The following is a 21,981-nucleotide window of genomic DNA, read 5'->3' on the forward strand; positions in this document are numbered from 1 at the left end:
CACACCCGGCGGCACCACCGCCGGCGGCGGCACGCACGCTGAACGTTCCGACACGCCGCAAGCGGCGACGGCCGGCGCGGCCGGGCGGCGCTCGGCAACGGCGCTGGCCGGCCGGCGCCGCGAAACCGAGTCCGAAGGCAACACTCGCCGACAACGGGACCGGACGTTGCGCAAGCTGGCGCTCCCGGCGAAGCAAGCCGCGCGGGGGGCGTCGCGCATCGGGCGCGAGCCGATCTTCCTCACCGTCCGGACGCGCTCGTTCACCGCGCCGCGCTCGCTGGACGTGCAATTGCCCGAAAAGCAGGGGAAGAACGGACCGGCGAAGCCAGGCGCGGCCGCCTCCGACACCGACCCCGCTCTGGCACGCCAGGCCTATTCCACCGCCGCGGGCCAGAGCGAGGCGCTGTTCGACCGGATCCTCGCGGCCGCGGCCCGCCTGGCACGCGAAGCCGATGCGCAACTGCTCGCCTTGACGGACCGCAGCGAAAGCCAGCTCGGTCAAGCGCTCGCGCGGCTCGAGGACGATCACGCCCAGCGCTTGCTGGACGCCGCGAACGAGCGCGACGCGACGATCGAGCGCATCGCCAATCGCACCGACATCCTGCGCGCTTACGTGGTCGAGCAGGCCAACATGGCCATCGGCCAGATGATCGCGCTGAAGGACCAGGTCCTGGCCACCGCCACCACGCTCGAGGCACCGGTGATCGAAGCCAAGGGCAAGCTGGACGGCGCCATCGCCGCGGCCAGGACGGCGAAGACCGCGGCGGATACCGCGCTCGACGGTCTGCACGACAACCCTGAAGCGCCGTTCCGCGCGTCGGCCCGGCTGCAAAACTCCGCCAAGCCGGCGCTGGTCGAGGCGATGGTCGAGGCGGCCGTCCATTTCGGCCCGCCTCGCGTCACCACCGACAAGACCGAGCTGGCCGACCGGCTGACCGCGGTGCTGAACTTCGCCGAGCCGACCGCCAGTTGCGGGCCGTGCGAAGCCGACGGCAAACTGATGGGCCTGCGCGGCCATGCGGAGAACCTCGGCGTCGCCGGACCCCGGGCGATCCGCTCGTCGCGCGACGGCGCGCTGAAGTCGATCGACCAGACCGAAGAGCAGCTGATCCTCAGCGTGATGGAATCGCACCGCCAGGCCGAGAACGGCCTCGCCGAGCGCCACGACCAGACGCGCGCGATGCTGATAGCCCAGTCGGCGCAAGCGACCGCCGGCGTGCGGCGCGACCTCGAGCATGCCGGCCAGCAACAGGTCGATGCTCTTGGAGGCGTCGCGGCGGCGCAGCCATCGGCCTTGAACATGGTCCACGGCGAAGTCGAAAAGGCTGCCCAGGCGTCGCCCGGGCGCGCGGCGGCGCTCGCCGTGCAGGCCTCTGCCCGCCTTCGGCGCAACGTCGCCAGCACCGCGGAACGGCATCCGGGCGGGATGCTGGCGATCGCCGAGAAGAACCGTGCGGGCCGCTTCGACAAGGTCGTCGCCGGGGGCCGCGAACAACTGGCGATGGTCAGCGGCTTCGCCGAGCAGCAACGCAAGTTCATCGGCGAGACTTTCGACCAGGTGGGCCATTCGGTCGAGGAAACGATGGCCGACCTGGCCGGCGTGCCGGGGCAGGTCGGTCATTCCTGCGATTCGATGCTGCAGGCTGCGCGCCAGGCGATTGCCCAGGCGAACGCGACCTTGCCGAAGCAGATGGCCTTCATTCACGACAAGCTGAACGACGCTTGCGACGGCCTCATTCCGATATCGCCCGAGACACCCCAGGCCAATCCGCAACAAAGTCACGACCAGCCGCCCGAAAGCCTGGTGTGCACCCCCGCCGACGCCCCGAACATGTCGATATGGAATCCGGACGCCTCGTCCAGTTCGTCGTCATCGAGCGCAGCGTCGACAATGAGTTCGACGGCCCCCGTTTCGCAAAGCCAATCGACAGCCGGCGACGGTAACGCCGGCGGAACGCCCGCGCCGCAGCCCGCGTCATGCGGCACGTGCGACACGGCGCGCACCGCGGCTCGCGACAGGGCCAGGGCGGCATCCGGTGGCGCCGCGAGCGACGCCGACGGGGGAAGCGGCGGTGGTTCGGGAACGGCGACAGACGGCGGCTCGAGCACGTCCTCCTCATCCGGGGCCGGGGACGACGTCGGCGTGTCGTCCGCGAACACCGACCGCCGCTCGGCCAACGCCTTGCGCGAACACGCCGACGGCATCAAGGCGCGGCCGATCTCCGCCCCAAACGTCGATGCGTTCCTGAGCCAGGTTGCCAGTAGGGTTCCGGGAAAGGTTGGCGCGGACGTCGCGACGGTGCGCGGCGCGCTGCCCGACTTCAGCCAGACGAACTACCCGGCGTTGATGGGGGTTCTGCGCGTTCTCACTCCAAAGCAGGCCGACGCGCTCAAAGAGGCATATAACGCGCAGTACCCGGATCTTTACAACACCATCGATTTCAATCGCCGCTACGGCACCTGGTACGGGGTCACCAGCACCGAGGATTACAACGCCGATGCGGCGCTCGCCGCGCTGCGCGGCAATCCCGGAGACGCCGCGATTCACGAGTTTCGTGCCGCGTTCAACTTCTCCAACGAGCGCGACCGGATCTTTCAGATCATGACGTCGATGACGGAGGACCAGCGGGCCGCCTTCATGGGCAATGCCGAATACCGGAGCGAGCTCGAGGGTCTGATGACCCAGCTCTCGGACGAAGACCAGGCGCGCTTCCGGGCGCTGATGGACGGCAACACGGTGCGCGCGCGCAGCCGCGACCTGAAAACCAGGATCGACGAGACCAACCAGCGCTTTGCCTATGGCAACCAGCGCGACGAGCGCGGCTTCGCGCTCGGGGACGCCATCGGCGCGGTCGAAACCGACCGGCCGTGGGCGCTCGAAGGCGATCCCCACATGGCCGACATTTACGAGCTTGAGGATCCGGCCGTCGCCCAGCATCGCCACGAGGCGCACTGGGCCGACATCCAGCGCGATTTCGGCTACCTCGACGGGGTCGCCGACGCGATCGCGCAGGCCAATCCGAACGCCGCGGTGTCGCGCCCCGACGATCCGCCGGGCGCGGCTCTGCTCGCCTACGCCACGCGGCCGCTCGAGGTCTACCGCCTCGGCGCGCCGATGCAGATGGAAGGCGAATCGCGCGAAGCCGCGCTCGAGCGCCAGCGGCAGCAGTACGCGCAGTACGGCATCACGCTCGGAGAGGAGCGCACCGGGGAGTACGGGACCTATCGCAGCGCCACCACGCAGCTGAGCGAGTACCAGCAGCTCTACCTCCGGATGGTCGTCACCAGGGGCTCGCAGACCCGCGAGGCCCGCGCCGCGCGGGCGCTGGCGCAATTCCGCCGGACCGATGGCCAGCCGCCCGACTACAGGGACGTCGAGAAGTCGCTCCACAGCGGCCTCGCCGATGCGCGCGAGGGCGGCAATTTCGAGCACGGCTCGACCGAGGCGGCCGAGGCCGACCGCCTGCAGACTTTCGTGATGATGGAACGCCTGCGCCGCGGGATCGAAGGCGGCGCGACCGGCGAGATCCACGGCGAGGACGCGCGCGCCTCGTTCCGCAGCCAGATGGAAGCCGCGTACCGCAACCGCCCGGCCGACCTCGACGTCGCGCTGGGCGTGATCGATAGCGACGCCGGCAACGTGCAGGCGGTGATCGACCAGGCGATCGCCCGCGAGGATCCGGCGCTCCTCACCCGGTACCTGCAGCGGATGGATTCGAACCAGATCGAAGCCATGGTCACCGAGTGGAACCGCCGCCACCCGGAGGGACCGGGGCTCTACGAGCGGCTCGGCCTGTTCCAGCACCACTGGTCGATCTGGCACGCCTCGACCTGGACCGGCCCGGCGTTCACCGGCGACGAGGCGAACGCGCTTGAGATCGCCATGATGGGCGTTCCGCAGACCCCGAAGCAGCGTGCCGAAGTCGCCCTCAGGGTGGTCAACCAGCAGATCGAGCAGGCGGGCTGGCTGGGCCGCCTGACGTGCAAGCAGCAATACGACGATCTGACCGAGCAGGCCCGCCACTTGCGCGAAGTGATGGGCGTGCGCGAAGGCGACATCGACGAGCAGGGCCGCATCCGCCTGGTCGATCGCGACGGCAACACGGTCCACATGAACTTCGGCGCCGACGGCCAGTTCCACCCCGCGCCCGGCCACGACAACGCCGACTTCGAAATGCTGATCGCCAGCAGCCGGCTGGTGGCGGACAACTACGCGAACGCCGTCGACCGGATGGCGGCGATGCTCACCACCATCATCGCCGTGATCGGCGCCATCGTGCTGACGGTGGTAACTTTCGGCGCGGGCGCCTCGGTGCTCGTGGCGATGGCCGTGGCGGCGGGGTTCGGCGCGCTGACCATCGGCGTCAACGCCTCGATGCGCGGCGGCCGCTACAGTCGCGACGACCTGACGCGCGATGTCGTCGCCGCGGCGATCCAGATCGCCACCGCCGGCCTCAACGTGGGCATCGCGCGCGGTCTCGCGGCCGGGGGCAAGCTGATCCAGACCGGGGTTGCCGCCGAGCGCGCGCTCACCCTGTCCGAACGGTTGCTGGTGACCGCGGCCCGCAACCCGATGGTCACGCAAATGCTGACCCAAGGCACGATCGGAGGACTTTCCAACCTTACATCCACCGCGCTGGACCCGGCGATGCGGCGGCGCGACGATTACGGCGACGAGGTGATGCACTCATTCTTCCGCGGCTTTGCCGGAGGCGCGGTCACCGCCGGGGTCGCGCACGGCCTCAATACCGGTGCGGCGGCGCTCGCGCGGCGGTTCGCGGTCAACCAGGCGATCGCCTCGGCGATGGCGCGGGGCGCCTCGAGGGCGGAGGCGATCGAGCATGCCGCAGAAGCCGCGGTGCGCACGTCGAGCGGCAAGTTCATGGAGATCGGCGTGCGCGGCCTGGTCGGGGCAACCTCGGCGACGGCCGGGCGGGCGGCCGAGATGGGCTTTGATAATCTCACCGGCATGCACCAGCACGGAGCCGACGAATTCTACCTGGAGCTGCGCAACGCGTTCATCCAGAACGCCATCCAGGGGATGGGCGAGGGCGCCGCCTTGCGCGGTTCGCGCGCCGTGTTCGCCTCCCATGCCGAAGAGCACGCGGCCACGCTGGAGTCCGAGCGGCACACCGCGGCCGAGGAAGCCGGCAAGGCCTTCGACCGCGAGATGGCCAGGTACGGCATGGGACCGGAAGCTCCGGGACGCCCGGCGCAAGCCAGACCCGGCGCCCCGCCTTCCCCGACGGACGAGGCTCTGGCGGTTCGCACTGCCGACGAGGAAGGCGGCGGCCGCCGGCTCCCTGCCGCAGCGAACGACAATCCCGGCGCGCCGGTCCGGGCGCGGATCGCGCTTGCCGAGGGCGAGATGCTGCGCATGGGCAGGGTCGCCGAGGGATCGATATTCATCCACCCGGAATCGACCAACCTGCACGCCGCCAACGACAACTTCGGCCGGCTGGTGAACGCCGATCCCAGCCGCGAAGTGGCGATCTACTACAATCCCGGCACCGGCGAGTACCTCGTCATCCAGGGCGGCCCGCGCTCGGTCGCGCTGGTCCGGCCGGATGGCGAGATCATGGGGCCGGGGGTCACCGGACTGCCCGCCTCGGTGCTCGCCCAGCGCGGCGGCCACTGGGAGCTGCGCACCCACTTCCATCCCAATCGTCCGGGGCAGGCGGCGACCAACATGGCGCGGCGTCTGCCGAGTGGGCAGAACGGCGATTTCGGCGTGATCGAAGCGGAAGCCCGCTTCCTGGCGATGCGCGGCGACGGCAGCGCCGAGCGCACGTCGCGCATCTACTTCGTCGACGAGGGCAAGCTCCGCTTCACCGATTTCAGCGTGCGGGTCGAGGGCGAGCAGGTCACCTATCGGGTCAGTTTTCCGGACCCGGTCACCGGCGCGCACGGCGAGCCGCGGGTGTTCGGTGACATCGCCGCATATCACGCCTTCTTCGAAGAGCGGACCGGCATCCGTTACCCGGTGGCGGAGACCGGCGTGCGCGGACGCACTGCCGACGTCGAGCATTCCATGCTCGATCCGGCGCGCCGCGTCGGCGGTGAAACGGCGCGGCTCGGCGACGAACTCTCGGCCCGCAACCGCATCGATGCCGAATTCGTCGCGGGGCGGCTGGGCTTGGCGGAAAGCTTCGAGGCCGCGCGCATCGCGGGTCAGCCGCACGAGACCGGCCTTGATCCTCTGCTCGGGCGCATCGCCACCACCAACGACGCCCACGACATGGTCACCCGCATGGGTCTGGTGGACCGTCCGGACTCGATGCGGCGCCTGGCCTCGGTCCTCAACGATCCCCACCTCAGCACCCCGGTCAAGGAACGCCTTCTTGCCGCCGTGCGGGACGCCACGCGCGAGGCCCTCGTCCGCCGCGGCGCGCTGGCCCCGGACGAGCCGCTGCTGCTGACGCTGCATGGCACTTCATCCCAGGGTGGGGACGATATTCGGAGACAGGGCTTCAGGCTTCCCGCGGAAGGGACCGGAGGCAGCGACGATTTCGGACGCGGCGTGTATTTCTCGTCCGGCCTCCACAATGCGCTGGAATATATCCAGCGACGAGGAGGAGGGGTCGGCGAAATCTTTCCGGCCATCCTGCGCGGGCGCGACATTGGGATGGAAGTTGGGCCGCAAGGAACACGCGCAGGCTCGACTGTCGACGTCACACCGCAAGGTGTTCATCGCGAACAGTGGGAAGCGTTCGTCCGGGCGAACATCGGCACGGCCGAAGGCCTGGAGGGGCGGATGACCATGGATCAGCTCTTGCGGGTCGGACGCCAGGTGTTCGCGGAGAACCCCGCCAACGCGGGCAGGGCGCCGACCATGGCCGAGTCGCTCATGCTGGGCAGCGAGCATTTCTTTTCCCGGGCGACCTTCGCCGAACTCGATCGCTCGGGGAGACGCGGCGCATTTTTCGAAAGATTTCTGGAGCACCTCGCAGTCGTCACGGGTGACCCGCGCCTTGCCTCCCCGCACGCCGTTCTTGGGGAACTCGGTGGCGCTTTTACTTCGGGATTCGGTCACGGCGATCAGCAGGCCCTGCGAAACCAGCGCGCCATCGACATCGTCAACGAACAGCTGGGCCTGCCGCGCGCCGTACCACGTGCGGAAGACGAGGGACCGTCGGCGCTTAGAGTCCGCGCCGTCGATGAACCGGACGAAGGCCCGACGGCGCGCGTTGCAACCCTAGACCCCGACGTCGAAAGACAGATCGAGCGCTCATTTGCCGGCATGGAATCCGATGCGGACGCACGTGGCGTATCGGCAGAACGGCCAGGCCAGGCGGCTCGGATTCTCGCGGAAGGCTTGCGGATGGTGAACGACGCCATCCAATCCTTCACCCGCGGAGGAAGCTCTGAAGCGGCCCAGTTTGCGGAGCTCCTGACTGCAGCGCCGAACACGACCGGCCGCATCTTGCGCGAGATCGCCAGCGAGTCCTTCGCCGGGCGCATGCGCAACTTCCGCGATGACGACATCTTCGCAATCCAGGCGGAGATCAGGGCCAACGGCCGGTCGCAGGCCGAAGCCCAAAGGATCGCCGAATACCTGCTGCATGCCGCGCCCGGCACCCGCTTCCACCAGATCTTGTCCGAAGCGCCGTTCGTGCGTCGGCTGACATCCTCATTGGCGGAACCCTTCGCCCAGGCACGTGCGGAGCGCGCCGGCGTGCGCGCGGCCCGGGACTTCGCCGACCGCAACTCCCCTAACGCCGAGCGCCGCGAGTTGCGCCGGCTGCTCGACGTCGATACCGAAGGCGTCGTCGCGATGATCACCGGCGATGGTTCGTGGCGCAGCAGGGCGATGCGCTTCGCCATGCGGCGTCTTCGCGCGGGTGCCACCTTCCGCGAGGCCGTGTCGGACGGTTTCCGCGCCGCGCGGATTCTGCAGAGCGGCGATTTCGCGACGACCGCCGCCCGCTGGCAACAGCGCGCCAACGCGATCTCGCACCAGCTGCTTGCCGACATGGTCCGCGAGAGACCCGACGCGTTGTTGCACCTCGCTCGCACCAGCCCACAGCAGCTGTCGGAATGGTTCGCCGACTACGTGCTCAGGCAAAGGCGTTCAGCCCCGCCGGTGATCGATGCCGACGAATTCGCTCGCTATGTCGAGAACCGGCAAACTTCGAACATCCTGCCGATCGTCAGCGAAGCCTCGTCGGTATGGTCGAACTTCGCGCGCATGGGGCTGCGGCTTCTCAAGGCAGACTCGGTGATGCGCGGCGGGGCGAACCGGCCTGGGCTCGACCTGGTCGGGTTCTCGGTGCCGCCGGGCAGCAACGTGCGCGCGGGCGACCAGGTCCGCGTCGTCGTGATGGACGACAAGGCCTATCGCTCGACCGAGCTCGAGAACGTCTCCGCGATGACCGGCCTGCGTCTGCCGAGAAACCTGCGTTCTTCAGCCGATGAGATCGACGCCGGCGTGCGGGCGCTGGTGCGGCTCGGCGAGCACATCGACAACCCGCAGATCGCCGAATACGTCACCGGCGCGCGGGCGGCGGTGCGCCAGATGCGCAACGCCGCCCGGGAGCTCGATGCGATACGTCCGCCCGCCAGCGGAAACTTGCGCGACCGCAGCTATCTCTCGAAGGTCGCCGAGGTCCTGCGGCGCAACAACATCATCCCGGTCGTCAGCAGCGAGTATGGCAACGTCCGGGTGCTCGCGCAGTGGCTCCGCTCGCAGGGCTTCGTGCTCGACCAGGAATATGCGGAAACGCTCGCGCGCGAGCTCGACCGGTCGCGCCGCAGAGCTTCAGGCGGTTAGATCTGGCAAGGCGTCAACCGCCGAGCGCGCCCCAGGTGCCGCGGCCGACGATGCCGTCGGCGAGCAGGCCTTGCTTCTTCTGGAACGCCACCACCGCGGCTTTCGTCATCGGGCCGAAATCACCATCGGGCTTGATCCCGAGCAGACCCTGCAGATCGATCACTGCTTGTCCGCTGTCGCCGATCCGCAGCGTCGGACGCGGGGTCGCCGTGCGCGGTGCGCCCCGGCTGTGGAAAGCGAAGGCGGCGGCAAGTTTCTCGTCGTACCGATTGTCGCGATAGGCCGGGCCGTTGTAGCCGCGCGCGAACCCTGCCCAGTCGCGGCGCGCGAGCTCATCGGCGAGCCCGGACTTCTTGACGAAGCTGACGAAAGCGGCGAGCTGCGCCGGCCCGCCGGAAACCATGGCCTTGACGTACGATTCCACGTCGTCGAATCCCGCGGCGCGGAAATTGTCGCCCATGATCTGGAACATTCCCCAGCTGGCCGAGCGTAGCGCGGCATCGCGATCACAGCCGATCGCTTCGGCGAGCCGGTCGTACTGGTGCGTGCCGCCCGCGCCGTAGCCGCCCCATGCTCCGTTGGAGATCCCGGGATGGCTCGCGTCGAAGCGCCCTTTTGTCAGCCGCGAGAAGTAATGCCGTTCGAATAGGATCTTGGGCCGGCCGTCAGGCAGGAAGCCGCCTCCACTTTCCACGTCGACGACGGCGCGGACGGCGGCAACTTCGCAACCGAGCTTGTTCGCCGCGTCGGCGATCGCGGCATCGTCGAGGGGTGTGGCCGGGCCGGAAAATTCAGCGGGCATGGCAATCTCCAGTCCTCGCACTCTTTTCGGAACCAAAGCAGCGGTCAACAGATCAAACGGTCCGGGTCAACCAGCCCCCCAATCGTTGATCGTGCCAAGGGCGAGCCCCAAAGGCCAAGCGATGCTTATCTCATCGTACATCGCTGTTTGAATTGTCGTGAATCGCCTTGAGCGCAGACTTCTCGGCAGCGAACCTATGGGAGGAGGCCGGTCACCGGTCCTTCCGAGGACGAGGACAGGTGCTGCCGCGATTCCGGCAGATGAAGAACCTGTAGAAGTTCGGCCCGGTCCCCGGTCGAGCGCCGGAGCCAGGCCGCTGACAACCGACGTTATGTAGCATGCCGGACGAGGATGAACGAAGTGGGTGTCGGCGATCGGCCTCAAGCTTCAGGAGTATGGCACGCACACACTGCGGCGCATGAAGGCTTCGATGATCTACAAGCAGACAGGCAATCTTCGTGCCGTACAGATCCTGCTCGGTCATACCGACATCGAAGACGTCCTCGAACTCGCAGAGGCAACCGAGGTATAGACGTCAGCGCCGCCGCTCCGGGGGCGGCGCTATGTCCGCTCACGGTGGAAAGCGGACTCGCATCCAAAGTGGTGCGATGGCTAAGAGGAACGGCCCGGCCTTCGAGCCGACCGAATTGCACGCTCTGCCCTTATCTTAAAGCCACGCCGTGCTATCAGCGGCATATGAGATGGTGGTTTCGCAAGAACGCTGACAGCGAGTCGGCTTTAGAAGGAGCACAGGCGAACTCGCTCGACACATTAGCTGAGGCCGGCGTTGAAACGGTTGTGTTCGTCCCTGGCAGCACGAGAGGCGTGCCGTGTGAGGAGGCCCGACTTCTCGAAGGCGGTCGTATCCCGACCGAGCTGGCAGAACCAACACCTTTGGCGGAGTGCACAAAGAAAGACGGTTGCGCCTGCCGCTATGACGAATGGCCACCTCCTGGGTCCTCCAGGGAATAAGCTCCAGAAGTGGGGTGCGAATGATCTCGGGTCGAGGCCGCCCCTCGCGCGAGTATCTGACTTGCGGGCCAAAATCACATAAAGAAGCGCCGCCAGCCTGGCGGCCAGCGGCGCTAAAAAAGCTGACGATGTCTCAGTTGTAGGCAACCCGTAAGCGCTGAGTATTCGCCTTGCGGCGACGCAGACTGGAACCGATTGCACCGAAGCCAACCAGCAGCAGCGCCCAGGTCGCCGGTTCCGGAACAGCACTCGTCAAGCCTTCAACGCGGAATTGCTTGGCTGTGCTCACCCCCGGGGTGAAGGCGAACGAGAGGCTTGAAATGCCGCCACCGCTTAACGTGAATTTGTTTTGTCCGTTGTCGATCGTACAGATGGTGCATGCGGGCACGGAGAAGAGAGAGGTGCCGTTGACCAACATCGAAAACGTCCCGTCGTCTCCGGCGAAACTGAAGGTGATGCTATCCCATGCCTTCTCGAAAAGCACATCCAGGTTCGAGATAGCACCAGAAAGCGGTAAAACCGTTGCTTCGCCGCTTCCGGTCATCGTCAGCGTGTCTGACGAACTGAACGTCACTGCTGATCCATCGATGTTGACCACTCCATCGAGCGTCGTTCCCGATTGCGTGCCGGTCGAATGAACACCCAGGCCCGTACCGAAAGATCCGGTGTCGAGCGAATAGCCATCTACGGTGACGGTTGCCTGCGCTGACCCAGCAGCTGCGAAAACGTAGCCCGCAGAGGCAACAGCGAGCATCTTGTGCAAGGTTCTCATGGAAATGTCCCCACTCAAATAGTCTAGACGACTGAGCGTCGCCAAAGATCGATTCGCGAAACTTATCGTCCGCATCGCGACCAATCTTCACTGAGCCTTCGCGGACAAGGAGGCGAAGCGCTTGACGCGACGATGCGAGTCGAATGGCGTATCTTAACAAATTCCTATCGTTAGGGAAGTCAAAGTTATCACTCGCGAGTCTCATTCTTGGACTCAGTCGAGCACCTAACCTTCGGTATTTCCTTAGACTATCCTAGGATAGTCAGCGACGGGCACATCATTCTAAACTCCCAAAGATGGAGACCTGCCAAATGACCGCAGTGGGTTGTTGGCGGACGCTCCGCACACGACCCATCGCCGACATTCGATCAGTGGAACGCGAACGAAGGGCGCCGCGGGTTTGACCGGCGGCGCCCGTTATCTCGCAAGGCGCAGCTTAAGCGAATGCAGTAGGGTGATCTCGCTTGGTCCGCATCGTAGACCCGATGCCGATGAAGCCGACGAGCAGCAACGCCCAGGTAGCAGGTTCGGGCACCGCGCTGCTTACCGTCACGGAATCTAAAACTGCTCCGTAGAAGTTGCCAGCACTAGGATTGGACGCGAAGCTGAGCTTCGTCGTAGGCCCAGTTGCGGTGAATGTGAAATTCCATGGCAGATAGTTCATGTTGGCGTGGCTCGCGCCCTGAAGGCCGAGAAATGTCGCCGAGCTGATAAGAGAACCGTTCACCGCCGAGACGACGCCAAACTTAGCCGCCGATCCCCCATCCGGGTTCCCGGACAAGTAGTAGTCAACGGAGTACAGTTGGCCCGCGACCGTATCGAAGATCTGCGAGATCGTTCCAGGGCTATTGCCCGCCAGATCTATGCTGCGGAATCCACTCTGGGCCTGCCAGTATCCGTTGATGTAATCAACCGAGCCGCTATCTACCGTCCAGCCGGTAATGCAATTATTCCCGGCGTTTACGGTTGCAAAGCCTCCAGAAGGAGCTCCGCACGTGCTGGTCTCGAAACTTCCATTCACGAAGCCCGCAGCCGCAGCGGGACTTGCCGCAATCACGGCGAACGGGACTGCTGCCACTGTTAAAAGACGAAGTTTCATACCCTGCAGCCTCTTACGAATCGTTGCCTCAATGGAAACTTAACGATTCATGACAGCGTTTGACATACAGAAAGTTGAGTAAAGTTGCGCTGACTTGTCCCAAAATGAGAGACGCCAAAGCCGTCCTGTGCCCCTACGATAGAGACGTCGAACTCTTCTTGGTGCATTTCGTCGACTGAATAAGGCTTCGATCCTCGAACTCGACATTGGCTTCTTCGCCGTCCGCAGCATCCTGCGGGGCGATGTCCGTTTTCCGCCCCAAGCCGACCAGCCGCAAACGACCGAAAGCAGTCGTTCTCGGCCATCCTGTCGTAGCCATTTCGGCGGGGAGCTCTCGATGTAGCCAATTTCCGGTAAGGACTTGGCGTATTGGAACAGTCTCTGAGGCTCGCTCGAAGGGAACATCCACCACTAGACAACTACTAGCAGCTGTATTTTCTCTGACAGAGCCTTGCGCGCGCTCTTCGGTGCGGTCAGCAGTAAGCCACGGCCGCTTGGCCATCAGGTTGCGGGGGAAGGCGACCCCGCCACTAGCGATTAGGTGTATACCCCTAACCCCTCTTTAGCAGCCGTCAGCGCCAAGCGGCGCAAACCCGACGTGGGGTAATGCGGGGGACGACGGCCATGACAGCGCAAAGGAGCAATTCCGAGTGGACGAAGACGCTCGCGCCGCTTGAGGAACCTCTGAGCGAAGGCGAAGCTCGTTTGCGAGCGATCTTCGACAGTTTACCAGACTGTGTGACGATCTTCGACGAAGCGGCGCGACTGAAGTACGTCAACTCCCGCGGACTCGAGTTGCTCCAGGCGTCCGACATGAATGCCCTCGTTGGCTCTGACTATCTTGCGTTGTCACCCCAAGACCTGGTTGAATGGCTGGAAGTACATCAAAAGGTCCTTGCCGGGGAAAGCGTAATCTCAACCTATGAGATTACCGGCATGGCCGGCCGTCGTCGCAATATTGAAGCCCATTCCGTACCGATCTGCTTTCCAGACGGCTCGCAAGGTAACATGTGCATTGCCCGGGACATCACCGAGCGTAGGGCGGCGGAGGATGCGCTCCGCAGCAGCGAAGAGCGACTTCGCCTGGTGCAGGACGCAACAGGTCTCGCCCACTTCGAGGCGGGCGCGGATGGCGTCGCCCATTGCTCGCCTAGTTTCCTCCGGCAACTGGGCTTGCCCGACGATTCTCCGACCGCGATGAAATTCGTGGATTGGATTCACCTCGTCCATCCGCAAGACCAGGAGCGCCTTCGCGCCGTCGAACGGAACTTGGGAGAAAGCGATTCTGCGCAATGCGAATTCCGCATCAATCGCGCAGACACTGACGAGGTGCGGTGGATCTCCAGCACACTAAAACTGGAGTGCGATGAGCGAGGCATGGTGCGTCGTTGCATCGGCGCTCACTTTGACATCACCGATCGCAAGCGGGCTGAGGAAGCGCTGCGTGAAAGTGAAGCGCGGCTAAGCGCCATACTCGAGGCGATGCCTGATTGCGTGAAGATCTTCGATGAGGCGGCCCGAATAACCTACATCAATCCGACAGGTCTCAACCTGCTGGAGGCGCCGGACCTCGCGACGTTTGAAACGTCCGGTCATGTGCCGGTCGCGAGCGAATACCTCAGCCAATGTATCGACGTGCACAGCCGTGTCATTGCCGGCGAAACGGTCGTGTGGACCTACGAAATTGTGGGCATGCGTGGTGCCCGGCACCACGTCGAGGCACATTCTGTCCCTTTCGTACTGCCCGATGGGTCGAAGGCGCACATGTGCATCTCGCGCGACATCAGCGAGCGCAGGCAGGCCGAGGACACCTTACGGCGAAGCGAACAACGGCTTCGCCTCGTCCAGGATGCCACAGGACTGGCGGAATTTGAAACTGGTGCCGACAACAAGATGGTCGCGTCTGAGCGCTTCTACGAGCAACTGGGTATTCCCGTGGCCGAGGGACCGGTCGACGGGAAAGCTTGGGCCTCGCAGGTGCACCCCGCTGACATCGGCCGGTTAGTAGACAAACTAGAGGAAGGGATTGCCCAGCGAAGCGGCTCCTTCAGTGGTGAGTTCCGCATCGTTCGCGCTGACACCGGCGAGATGCGCTGGCTCTCCTCCAACGCCAGGACGGAGTATGCTGAGGATGGCGCCGTGGTCCGCACCATTGGCGCACACCTAGACATAACCGAACGCAAGCGCGCGGAGGAAGCCTTGCGGGCCAGCGAGGAGCGCCTGCGGTTGGTCCAGGATGCAACTGGCCTGGCCGAATTCGAGACGACGGCGAATGGCATAAGCTCGTATTCCGATCGCTTTTTCGAGCAGGTCGGCCTGGCCCCGCGCAGCAGCGAGATTACTTTCGAGGAGTGGGTTCAATCCGTTCACCCGGACGATCGCGAGCGCCTGCAACGGGACGTGGAACGTTCGTTGCTCGAGCAGGAATGGTTCAATCTCGAGTTCCGGATAGTGCGGCAGGACAACGGCGAAGTGCGCTGGCTCTCGGCGCATTGTGGCGTCCAGCATGATGAGGTCGGAAATCCTGTCCGCTGCATAGGCGCCCACTTGGACATCACCGATCGCAAACGCGCCGAAGAGGCGCTGCGCGAGAGCGAGGAACGCTTCCGCCTGGCGGCCGAAGCGGCCGGGTTCGGCGTTTGGGATTATGACGAGGAGCACGACCGCCGAGAGTGGTCCGACCGCCTGCATGAGATTTTCGGCGTTAGCGGGGAGGCGCTGAATCTTGCAGAGACTGCCAAGCGCTGCCTTCATCCAGCGGATCGAGCGCAGTTTCTGGCTGTGACGGACGAACTCGGCTCTGGGAAGATCGACCGCCTCGAGGCAACATATCGAATTATCCGGCCCGCGGATGGCCGCGAACGTTGGGTCACTTTGAACGCCTGGCGCAAGCACAAGACGGACAGCCAGTCGCGCCGGATCATCATGACCGTGCGCGATGTCACCGAAGAGAAGACGGCCGAGGACCGAATCCGCTGGAGCGCCAATCACGATCCTCTGACGCGCCTTGCCAACCGCGCGTTGTTTCAGCACGATCTCGATCTGGCGATCAGGCGTGCCAAAGCGAGTTCCAGGAACGTCGGTGTGGTCCTGCTTGACCTTGATCACTTCAAGCAGATCAACGACTCGCTAGGGCATGACGTCGGAGACGCCTTGCTCAAGATGTTTGGCGAGCGCTTGAGGTCCGTTGTGCGGAGCCGCGACACTGTCGCCCGGCTTGGCGGCGATGAATTCGCCGTCGTCGTACCCAACTTGCGCTGCGTTGACGATCTGCGGCAGATGGCCCGGTCCATCGAGCAGCGGATGCGCGAACCATTCGTGACCGGCGGACGGATGCTCGACTGCAGGGCCAGCATGGGTGCGAGCATCTATCCTGCTCATGGCACAACCTCGCGTGAGATGCTCAAGAACGCCGACGTGGCTCTGTACGCGGCAAAGGCGGCCGGGCGCGGGACGGTTACGATGTTCGAACCGCAGATGCGCGAAGCAATGCAGCGTGACGTCTCAATGGTCCAGCTTGCTCGCAACGCGATCAACGACGACAGGGTTATCCCTTACTATCAGCCCAAGCTGAACTTGCAGAGCGGTGCTTTCGATGGTTTCGAGGCGCTGCTGCGCTGGCGCACGCCGAACGGGCGGATAGGTCAGCCGGCCGCGCTTGAAGCAGCCTTCGACGACTTGGAGGTCGCCGCCGCCATCAGCGACAGGATGATCGATCGCGTGATCGCCGACATGCGGCGCTGGCTGGATCGAGCGGTCGACTTCAAGCACGTGGCGGTCAATGCCTCGGCTGCCGAGTTCCGCCGCGACAATTTCGCCGAACGCGTGCTAGACCGGCTTCGCAGCGCGCAAATCCCGACTCATTGCTTCCAGATCGAGGTTACCGAAACGGTGTTCTTGGGCCGCGGCGCTGAATCCGTCCACCGCGCGCTAGCGCTCCTCAATGCGCAAGGCGTCAAGATTGCGCTCGACGACTTCGGCACGGGCTATGCCTCGCTGCGGCATCTCAAGCAGTTCCCCGTCGACATCATCAAGATCGATCGCAGTTTCGTGCGCGACATGGAGGTCGATCCGAGTGACGAGGCGATCGTGCGCGCGGTCATCAACCTCGGAAAGAGTCTGGACATCGACGTCGTTGCCGAAGGAATCGAAACCGATGCACAAGCCGAGCGGCTCGTGCGTCTGGGATGCGATCTCGGTCAAGGTTTCCTGTTTTCGAAGGCGGTCAACTCAAGCCGCGTGCCAAGCCTCGTGGGGCGTCTCCAAAACACCGTCACTACGCGAGGTCGTAGTGCGACGGCCGGCGGACTGCGCCTAGTTGCCGGCAAAGGCTGACCGGACACGACGCCTGGGCGTGCGCACGACGGCAGCAGCGCCCATGGGTTTCACCGTCCCGCCACCCAAACTCCCGTGCCCAGAGGCACACCGGCCCATTCGAACGACCTTGCGCCTAACGAGGTCAATGCGCTCCGCTACGGTCGAAAGTCCGCTTTCCACCCTAGGCGGACATTAGGACGCTTGGGACGTCATTGGCATGGGCTGGGAGCAGACGGTCAGCTCTTGGGCAATCGATCGTGATTAGCTGACCGGGAGCTATCGTGACACCTGCCCAGCGCGGAACGGCGGGAGCTGGTGGAAGGCGAACGTTGCCCACGGCTTGAAATCACGCCCAAATCCAAGCTCGCGCCGAATACCGCGTCTAAGAGTATCCGGAACCAGACGACATAAACGAAGGCTTGGACAGCGACGCCCAGAAGATGGCGCTACGCAACAGCCGCCACGATGCCAGCGGCAATGACCAACGGCCCGCTACCGAGCAGGCCGGAGCGCACCAAGAGCCACCAACATATCCAAGGCTGTAGACCCCTCGGAATGACGACAGCGTCTTGCAGATCGCTTGGCAGGACACCCTCACAGAACTGGCCAAGCTTGCCACGGCGCGATAGGGTCATCAGGATCCGCAACGATCGCGGGGGAAGGCGCATGAGCGCCCCTGAAGGACAGAACCGAAGTCGCGGCCCCCAGCCGGCGGATATTCGGGAGGGTTCGGGCCCACGCTGGTTGACTATCGTGAAGGCCGTGTGGGCCGCGGCCGGCGAGGACAATCTAGGCTTGATCGCCTCTGGCGTCGCTTTCTACGGCTTTCTGGCATTCGTCCCGACGATCGCCGCTTTGGTCTTTAGCTACGGGTTCTTCGCGAGGCCGGTCCAGGTAGCCCGCCATATCTCTGTCGTAGCCAACTTGTTGCCAGATGAGGCTGCCAGGGTCGTCGGCGCGCAACTCAGGGACATGGTGGGCACGACAAAGTCACAAGTGGGGTTGGGGCTTTTTCTTTCGTTCGGCCTGGCTCTATACGGCTTGACGAAAGGCGCAGAGGCAACGGTCGCGGCCTTGAACGTCGTGTTCTGGGCTGAGGAAACCCGCTTCTTCTTTCGGCAAACCGCAATCACACTCGCAGTTGCCGCTATCTTGGTGGGAATCTTTCTCCTCGCGGGCATCGCGATTTCGGCTTTCAATCTGCTTCGCATCCTGTTGCCCGACCTGGCCCCCGGGCTTCCAAGCCGTCCTGCAGATCGGTTTCTGGCTGGCGACGGTCTTGATCGTGCGCCTCGGCATCGCGGCGATCTTTCGTTTCGCCCGCCGTGCCTTGAGACCTGGTTGAAGCCGTTCGGCCTTGGCCACCGCGGGATGGATCGCCGCGACCGCCGCATGTTCGTTCTACGTCCGGAATTTCGGCCAATACAATGCCGTTTACGGCGCCTTGGGAGCGGTCGTCATCTTCCACACGTGGCTCTATGTCTCGGTCTACATCATTCTGCTGGGCGGCAAGTTGAACCGCGTCCTTGAGCGCACCGACGCGCAAAAGCGGTCGTCTGCCTGACGTTCCCCGCCGCGTGAGCCGTCACGCGAAATCCGGCCCGCGCCCAGGGCCCGATTTGCCCGGGGCCATTGGCGGTCTCGATCAACGGGACGACCACCCAGGCGGGCACTGTCACATCAACTGCACCTTAATCTCTACGCCGCAGAGGAGTAGCGGTCAGTCTTGATCTCGTCGCCGGCAAAGTTCCACGAAGGACGGCGTTGGCCAAAATTTCAGGTCCATCACACCGCCAAGGTGCGAAAAACTCGCACTTCACCGACTGGTGCAGTTGCTCTGACAACACCGTTGCCGACGCTGCCGAGTTTGGCGTTGAACAGGTTGGCGACTTCGGCGGTTGCCTTGGTCATGCGGTAGAGGTTGCACCTTCGTCGAGGCTTGCCGCGGGGCTCAGTAGAGTCAATTATCCACGCATGCGCCGCCCCGACAAGGCAGAGATGGAGTTCTTCCTGCTGATGGCGCTGCTACTGGTGCCATTCTTGTACTATGCGATCAGGACGGTATTTGCGCTGCTGGGAGGGTAAGTGCGTCGAGCCAGAGACAGGTCGGGACCGGAGTATGGTTCCCCGCGCCTTCTAACGTGCAAATGTTCATATAACTGGTGGCCCGGCTACGCTTTCCTAACTTTTGCAGGCGACATTCCGCTTGTCACGGAAGGGCTGGGCTATGCGAGCGGAAACGGACCTCAACACACAAGGGAGCGGCGGCCTTGGGCGTGCGATTGCTCTTTCGATCGTCTTTATTGGCGGAATGTATGCGCTAGCCGCTTCCCTGCTCGGTATGGTGTAGTTCGTCTTCCGACATTGGAGCTTAAGTGTCATGGGAGCGGCCCAAATTGGCCGACAGACGACCGTCCGCCATCGGGCGCGAATTGCCGAGAAGCGGACGGATCTCAAACGCCAACTAGGCGCAAACGAGGACGGAGGAGGTGCTCTCCTTTGCGTTGTAGAGAGCCCGATCGGCGGCAACGAACAACTCCTGCGGATCCAGCTCAGGTTCCTCGGAGGCGAAAGCAAGACCGACCGACACGCCGATCGGCAGCATGTCGCCATTCCATGGTACTGGCGATTGAAGGTTGCCGATCATGGAACGCACTGCTGCCTCGGTTTCGCAACGGGAACTGACCTGCGGGAGCAGAACAGCGAACTCGTCGCCCCCGATGCGGGAGACCAGGCGAGCGTGCGGAAAAGTCTTGCTAAGACGTTTTCCAAAGGCGGAGAGGCACGCGTCGCCCGCAGCGTGGCCCCACCAGTCGTTGACCTGTTTGAAGCCATCCATGTCGAACAAAACGAGTGCGCCGACGCAATCGAGTACAGGCTCATCATCCCGCCTCTCGAGGAAGCGTTGAAAAGACGCACGATTGGCTACGCCGGTCAGCGGGTCGCATTCTGCCTGCGCTCGTAGTGCCTCCCATCGGGCATGATCATCAGTCACGTCTTGCTTCATGCCGTAGAGCCTCTCGGCCCGCCCATTGGAACTCCGCGTCGCCGCAGTAATCCTTATCCAGCGCTCAATCCCGTCGGCACGAACGATGTTAGCGTCGAGCGAGAAGCCGGAACACGTCTCGATGGCATGCGATCGCCTTCGCTCGAGCAGTTCGCGTGATTCTTCGCCATACATTTCGACGATGTCATGGCGCTCCGGGGTCTGATCATTCGCCAGGCCAAACAGGTCGAACACCCCACTCGTCCAGGCAAGTCGCTCGCTAGATAAGTCGCACGACCACGCACCCGCGGACACCAGCGATGCGGCCTGATCGTAAAGTTCGAGGGAATTGGGGACCTCATCGTCGCGAAGGGCGGAGTCGACCTCGAACGCTGCCCTTCTGACAAGTTGGTTCATCGACCCCGATCTCGCGTGCAACGTCGTAGGACCCCTCAATGGGTCAGGCCCAGCTTTCTCATTTCGGAGTGAATCTAAAGTTATTGCTGTATGGGCAAAGATGCCAATTGACCGGGAGGGCCTGATGGGCGGCGCCTCTTCAAGCCACCCGCCGTCCGCTCGACCGCTAATGGCCCGCTGCAGAACGGCTGGTTTGTCGCGAGGAGGCGGCAATGCAGTCGTCGAAAGTCAATTGATTACTCGCAGCATGCCAGCTCCGTTTCGGCTCAATGAGTTGAACCGCCGTCCCTCGTGGTCAAGCGCATCCGGATTGTAACGCATCGGCTGTACGTGCTCATTCGATACGGGCAACGGTCCCTTTCGCGGCAGGCCGCAAGCATTGAACAAAATACGCCAGCGCGAGCACGCAGAGGGCGATTCCGCAAAGAAAGAGGGCGGTGAAAGAGTAACCGGCCATTGCTCCGGCGCGCCCGGCGAGGAACCGCGCCCCGAAGATCGGCGCACCCACGGCGGCGAACTTGGCAACGAATCTAGCCCAGCCGCCGCCTGTCGCGCGCACCGCGCTGGGGTAGTAGATGCTCGTGATCGAGTTCACTGCGGCGTGCCGGTTCCTACCATCACGGCGACGAGGAGCAGCACGGGGACGAAGGCCGGCGTTGCGGCGACGAGACCCGTTCCGATTAGAAGGACCAACGGCACGCCCATGAGCGGGGCAACGGCAATCCAACCCGGCCCGGCCGTTCGGTGATCGCTAGCAATAGGATGCCGCCCAGGGCACCCAAGATGGCGCCGGCCGAGCCGAGCCACGCTGCGTTCTGCCGCGCAATGCCCAGATTCTCCATGAAGATCACGGCGTAGGCGTTCATCAAGTAGATTGCGAAACTGGAGCAGAAATAGGCGGCCCAGATCAGCGGCGTGACGAAGGCCAGTGGGCCGGCGAACAACTCGCGCAGCTTATGCAGCGGATTCGCACTCGCGCCCCCTTGGGGCTCATCCCCCAGAATGAACCTTGTGTACTCATTGACCGCGAAGCTCGGGCTGAAGGGCGCGAGCATCGGTGCGATGCGTGCCGGTGGTTTACCGGTGGCCACCGCCATCGCGCGCTTTCAGGCAGCATGAAGAACAGAATCAGTGCGAACGCGCCAGTCATGATGCCGCAGACCCAGAAGATTCCCTCCCATCCCAAAGCCGGTGCCGTCCAGTTGGCAATGGGGCCCGCCGAGGCGGTGCCGCAAGAAGATCCCATCATGATTATCGTGACGCTCGTCGCCCGAATCGCGCGAGGCATGCTTTCGACGCTGAGCGCCCAGACAGGGGGCAAGCAAGCCACCGATTGCGAGGCCACTGACAAAGCGCAGGGCGATTAGCTGTTCTGGTGAAGCAGCGAAACCGACCGCGAAAGTCAGGATCGCGCTGCCGATCGTGCAAACGACGATCACAGGCCTTCGACCCAAGACATCGCCGACGTGCGAACCGAGCAGCGAGCCGATCATCTGGCCGAGAAAAGCTGCGGAGCTGACGTAGCCGGTCATCTCGTCGGAGATGTGCATGTCGTCGCGGATATAGGGCAAAGCGTAGGCGAGCGCGGCGAAGTCCTGCCCGTCGAATAAGGTGACGAGACTGCACACGATCAGGATGCGCAGATGATAGCGCGAGCAGCGCAGTCCCTGCAGAAACTGCGTGACATCGAGCGTATCTGGCTGGCTCAACTAACCAGTACCGCCTCGCCGCGCGCCTTTGCCACCGCGGCATCGTCGCTCAAGTGCGCCCCCTGCGAGCGCAGGATCGCACGGACCTCGTCCACATCCACCTCCCTCGGCTGCACACCGCGGTTGGCCGCCACCGC

The 21,981-nt window shown here is 64.1% G+C and carries 12 protein-coding genes and 3 pseudogenes; 5 read left to right on the plus strand and 10 right to left on the minus strand.

Going from position 1 to position 21,981, the window contains the following annotated elements; all coding sequences use genetic code 11:
* Positions 1-166 precede the first annotated feature (166 nt).
* A complete protein-coding gene (locus G7B69_RS16365) occupies positions 167-8,770 on the plus strand; it encodes an MFS transporter (RefSeq protein WP_207786054.1) in 8,604 nt (2,867 codons plus the stop codon).
* Between the two features lie 13 nt (positions 8,771-8,783).
* Here G7B69_RS16365 and G7B69_RS16370 read toward each other — a convergent pair whose 3' ends face one another.
* Positions 8,784-9,572, minus strand: a complete 789-nt coding sequence (locus G7B69_RS16370) for an N-acetylmuramidase domain-containing protein (RefSeq protein ID WP_166181210.1) — start codon at positions 9,570-9,572, stop codon at positions 8,784-8,786.
* Positions 9,573-9,930: 358 nt separating this feature from the next.
* Here G7B69_RS16370 and G7B69_RS16375 point away from each other — a divergent pair.
* Positions 9,931-10,104: pseudogene (locus G7B69_RS16375) on the plus strand (integrase); the annotation flags it as partial.
* Positions 10,105-10,677: 573 nt separating this feature from the next.
* Here G7B69_RS16375 and G7B69_RS16380 read toward each other — a convergent pair.
* Both G7B69_RS16380 and G7B69_RS16385 read right to left on the minus strand, forming a co-directional pair.
* The gene (locus G7B69_RS16380; RefSeq protein ID WP_243415234.1) at positions 10,678-11,298 is read right to left on the minus strand and encodes a PEPxxWA-CTERM sorting domain-containing protein; all 621 of its coding nucleotides are present in this window, start codon (positions 11,296-11,298) and stop codon (positions 10,678-10,680) included.
* A gap of 454 nt (positions 11,299-11,752) precedes the next feature.
* A complete protein-coding gene (locus tag G7B69_RS16385; protein ID WP_166181226.1) occupies positions 11,753-12,415 on the minus strand; it encodes a choice-of-anchor C family PEP-CTERM protein in 663 nt (220 codons plus the stop codon).
* A gap of 624 nt (positions 12,416-13,039) precedes the next feature.
* Between G7B69_RS16385 and G7B69_RS16390 the strand changes: the two genes are divergently transcribed.
* Both G7B69_RS16390 and G7B69_RS17110 read left to right on the plus strand, forming a co-directional pair.
* The gene (locus G7B69_RS16390) at positions 13,040-16,750 is read left to right on the plus strand and encodes an EAL domain-containing protein (RefSeq protein ID WP_166181214.1); all 3,711 of its coding nucleotides are present in this window, start codon (positions 13,040-13,042) and stop codon (positions 16,748-16,750) included.
* A gap of 648 nt (positions 16,751-17,398) precedes the next feature.
* Positions 17,399-17,875 (plus strand): annotated as a pseudogene (locus tag G7B69_RS17110) (YihY/virulence factor BrkB family protein); the annotation flags it as partial.
* Here G7B69_RS17110 and G7B69_RS16395 read toward each other — a convergent pair.
* Entirely contained in the window at positions 17,765-18,097 is a 333-nt protein-coding gene (locus tag G7B69_RS16395) for a hypothetical protein (RefSeq protein ID WP_166181207.1), read from the minus strand. The pseudogene G7B69_RS17110 and the gene G7B69_RS16395 overlap by 111 nt on opposite strands.
* On the opposite strand from G7B69_RS16395, the gene G7B69_RS16400 reads away from it, so the two are divergent.
* On the plus strand, positions 18,090-18,296 hold the full coding sequence (locus tag G7B69_RS16400; protein ID WP_166181216.1) for a YhjD/YihY/BrkB family envelope integrity protein: 207 nt from the start codon (positions 18,090-18,092) through the stop codon (positions 18,294-18,296). The genes G7B69_RS16395 and G7B69_RS16400 overlap by 8 nt on opposite strands.
* 221 nt (positions 18,297-18,517) lie before the next feature.
* On the opposite strand, the gene G7B69_RS16980 is transcribed toward G7B69_RS16400, so the two are convergent.
* The 6 genes and pseudogenes from G7B69_RS16980 to G7B69_RS17125 form a co-directional block, all read right to left on the minus strand.
* Positions 18,518-18,643: a hypothetical protein gene (locus G7B69_RS16980; protein ID WP_279323181.1), complete on the minus strand. Its 126-nt coding sequence runs from the start codon at positions 18,641-18,643 to the stop codon at positions 18,518-18,520.
* 553 nt (positions 18,644-19,196) lie between these two features.
* Positions 19,197-20,135 (minus strand): GGDEF domain-containing protein, encoded by a 939-nt coding sequence (locus tag G7B69_RS16405; RefSeq protein ID WP_166181218.1) that lies wholly within the window; start codon positions 20,133-20,135, stop codon positions 19,197-19,199.
* Positions 20,136-20,469: 334 nt separating this feature from the next.
* The gene (locus G7B69_RS16410) at positions 20,470-20,730 is read right to left on the minus strand and encodes an aromatic acid/H+ symport family MFS transporter (RefSeq protein ID WP_166181220.1); all 261 of its coding nucleotides are present in this window, start codon (positions 20,728-20,730) and stop codon (positions 20,470-20,472) included.
* A gap of 85 nt (positions 20,731-20,815) precedes the next feature.
* Entirely contained in the window at positions 20,816-21,001 is a 186-nt protein-coding gene (locus G7B69_RS17115; RefSeq protein ID WP_423717963.1) for a hypothetical protein, read from the minus strand.
* 41 nt (positions 21,002-21,042) lie between these two features.
* On the minus strand, positions 21,043-21,423 hold the full coding sequence (locus G7B69_RS17120; protein WP_423717964.1) for an MFS transporter: 381 nt from the start codon (positions 21,421-21,423) through the stop codon (positions 21,043-21,045).
* A 34-nt stretch (positions 21,424-21,457) separates the two neighbouring features.
* Positions 21,458-21,763: pseudogene (locus tag G7B69_RS17125) on the minus strand (MFS transporter); the annotation flags it as partial.
* Positions 21,764-21,981 lie beyond the last annotated feature (218 nt).

Source organism: Croceibacterium segetis, assembly GCF_011320115.1.
GTDB lineage: Bacteria > Pseudomonadota > Alphaproteobacteria > Sphingomonadales > Sphingomonadaceae > Croceibacterium_B > Croceibacterium_B segetis.